Here is a 3,240-nt window from a genome sequence, read left to right on the forward strand (position 1 = left end):
GCATTTAGAAAACTAAATGCCTTTTCATTAAAAATTATAAACGTTTACGTTTTGCAGCTGCAATTTGCGACTGGCGCATACGGAAGCCAGCTTTTTGTTTTTCAGTTGTCTTGTCGATGCAATACACGCAAGAAACCCCATGTTCATAACTCGTTAAAGCTGACTCTTCAGGAGTTAATGGCCAACCACAAGCGTGACATTTAATATTTACGCCTTCCTCAACGCCATGAATTACAGCAGTACGTCCGTCAAATACGAAACATTCGCCTTCCCATAAGCTTTCATCAGCAGGAGTCTCTTCTAAATATTTAAGAATACCGCCCTTAAGGTGGTAAACCTCTGTAAATCCTTCTTGAAGAAGTAAAGAGGTTGATTTTTCACAGCGAATGCCGCCTGTGCAGAACATCGCAATTTTTTTATCTTTATGTTGCTCTAGCTCTTTTTTAACATATTCTGGAAACTCGCGGAATGTCTCAGTTTTAGGGTCGATTGCACCTTTGAATGTGCCCGCCTTATACTCATAATCATTACGCGTATCGACTAAAATCACATCATCACGTGCAATTAAATCATTCCACTCTTTTGGATCAAGGTAGTGGCCCACTAAGTCGCGGGGTTTAACTTCAACCCCTAAAGTAACAATCTCTTCTTTAAGTTTAATTTTCATTTTACGGAAAGGTTTGTCAGAGCTATGGGATTCTTTGTATTCCATAGAGGCAAAACCTTCATTGAGTAAAAATTGATAGAGGCTATCAATTGCTACACGGTCGCCCGCAACAGTACCATTAATTCCTTCACCTGCTACAATCAGAGTTCCACAAAGGTTAATTGTTTTCACTAAGTCTAATAGACGTTGCTGAAGATCTGTAGGATCTTGAACTTCTTTAAATTGATATAGTGCGGCAACAACCCAACCTGCGGTCGCTTGCTGTTCTACAGGTGCAAGCTGTTCTACAGTAGCGTTCATGGAAAACTCCAAATGTATTAAGATATAAATTTAAGGCGCATATTTTAGCGCGAAAATGTGTAATAAGCGAGAAAACCATAAAAAGTATATGGTTTATTTAAGGAGTTTGTTTTGAGTAATGATCATCGAATGCTCTCTCTCACCCCATGTGCAGGGCGTTGTTCAACAGTTTTTGGTGATCAGGTTTGCCGTGGTTGTCGCCGTTTTAACCATGAAGTGATTCAATGGAATACTTATACAGCAGAGCAACGCTTGGCTGTGTGGAAGCGCTTAGATGATCAGTTGAATCAAATCCTAGTACCTATGTTGCCTCATGCGAACTTGCAGCATGTAGAGGGATTTATTTTAAGTAAGCGTGTCCGGTTGATGGAAGGGGCGAGTAAAGGTCGCAAGCTTTATCATGCTTTGAAAATATGTGAAAAAAATAAGCATCTGGCAACAGAAAGTGGTTTGGGTATTTCGGAGCCTCAAGTCAAAACAATATGGGTTGAATTTGAAAGGCGTGTTTTAGCTTTGGCTAAAGCAAGTTATGAGTTGGCTTGGTTAAGAGCTGATGGAATTAGTCATCACTTATTAAGTGTCTTTGATGAAGAATAAGTTTTTAAATTGAATTGAAAATATCTCAATAAAAAAGCTGCCAGAAGGCAGCTTTTTTATCATTAATTTTCTTTCGAATATTAACGTTTGATATCGCGCTGAGTCGGACCAGTATAAAGCTGGCGAGGACGACCGATTTTGTATGGTGCGCTGTGCATTTCTAACCAGTGGCTGATCCAACCTACTGTACGTGCAAGTGCAAAGATTACCGTAAACATTTCTGTTGGGATACCAATCGCTTTAAGGATGATACCTGAGTAGAAATCTACGTTAGGGTAAAGTTTACGTTCAACAAAGTACGGGTCGTTCAATGCAATGCGTTCAAGTTCCATAGCAAGCGCTAATTGAGGATCATTGATATTTAATGCTGCAAGAACTTCGTCACAAGTTTGTTTCATGACTTTAGCACGTGGGTCGAAGTTTTTGTAAACGCGGTGACCGAAGCCCATGAGTTTAACTTCTTTACGTTTAACTTTTTCCATGAACTCGGCAACGTTTTCTACACTACCGATTTCATCAAGCATCTTAAGAACAGCTTCGTTTGCACCACCGTGAGCAGGTCCCCAAAGCGCAGAAATACCTGAAGAGATACATGCGTATGGGTTTGCACCAGTAGAACCAGCAAGACGTACTGTAGATGTCGAAGCATTTTGTTCGTGATCAGCATGAAGCGTGAAGATACGATCCATTGCGCGAGCAAGAACAGGATTTACTTTGTAATCACGGTCAGCAGGGGTAGCAAACATCATGTGTAAGAAGTTTTCCGCATAATTTAAGTCATTACGTGGATAGATGAATGGTTGACCTACTGTGTATTTGTAACTCCAAGCAGCAAGCGTTGGAATTTTTGCAATTAGACGAATCGCAGTGATTTCACGGTGATTGATGTCTTCAATGTCAAGGTTGTTGTGATAGAACGCAGATAATGCACCAACAACACCAACCATGATTGCCATAGGATGAGCATCACGACGGAAACCATTGAAGAAACGGCTAACTTGGTCGTGAACCATCGTATGAGCGCGAACTTTGGCATCAAATTCTGTTTTTTGTTCAGCAGTTGGAAGCTCGCCATTTAATAGCAAGTAGCAAGTTTCAAGATAGTCTGCTTGAGTTGCTAACTGATCAATTGGGTAACCGCGGTGTAATAAAATACCTTTGTCACCATCAATGAACGTAATTTTAGACTCGCATGCAGCTGTCGCCATAAAACCAGGATCGAAAGTGAAATGACCTTCTTTCAATATGCTGCTGACATCAATTACATCTGGACCTAAAGTGCCACTGTAGATTGGTAATCCAATTTCTTTGCCATCAAGATGTAATACGGCTTTTTTGCCATTTGCTTCAGACATTCAATAGATCTCCTGTCCTGGTGAATGTTGATCTGACCCGAAATCCTAATGTTCTCATGTGCGAATCAGACGGTGTCAAAATTTGCTATAAGATTAGTGAGTACTGAAATTTTGTCAATTATACTTATGGATAAAAAATGACGATCTCACAGAGAGTTAGTCATCAAGACCCGAGCAAAAAAGTCAGTAAAATCACTGCATCGGGATGGTATAATAAGTCAATTCAACAAGAACGTGCAGAAAAAAAATGAAGTATCAGTCTAATTGTAAGCAAATTTTAAAATTAAGATTAAAAATGATAAGTAGGTAGAAAATGCCAAT

The 3,240-nt window shown here is 39.8% G+C and carries 3 protein-coding genes; 1 reads left to right on the forward strand and 2 read right to left on the reverse strand.

Annotated features, from left to right (window positions below; genetic code table 11):
* Positions 1-34: 34 nt before the first annotated feature.
* Entirely contained in the window at positions 35-967 is a 933-nt protein-coding gene (gene trhO, locus NL42_RS17665) for an oxygen-dependent tRNA uridine(34) hydroxylase TrhO (RefSeq protein ID WP_461313749.1), read from the reverse strand.
* 111 nt (positions 968-1,078) lie between these two features.
* Between trhO and NL42_RS17670 the strand changes: the two genes are divergently transcribed.
* Entirely contained in the window at positions 1,079-1,564 is a 486-nt protein-coding gene (locus NL42_RS17670) for a DUF1289 domain-containing protein (protein ID WP_005310058.1), read from the forward strand.
* Between the two features lie 80 nt (positions 1,565-1,644).
* On the opposite strand, the gene gltA is transcribed toward NL42_RS17670, so the two are convergent.
* Positions 1,645-2,919, reverse strand: a complete 1,275-nt coding sequence (gltA, locus tag NL42_RS17675; RefSeq protein WP_003655451.1) for a citrate synthase — start codon at positions 2,917-2,919, stop codon at positions 1,645-1,647.
* Positions 2,920-3,240: the final 321 nt, after the last annotated feature.

This window comes from Acinetobacter sp. GN11 (assembly GCF_054823985.1).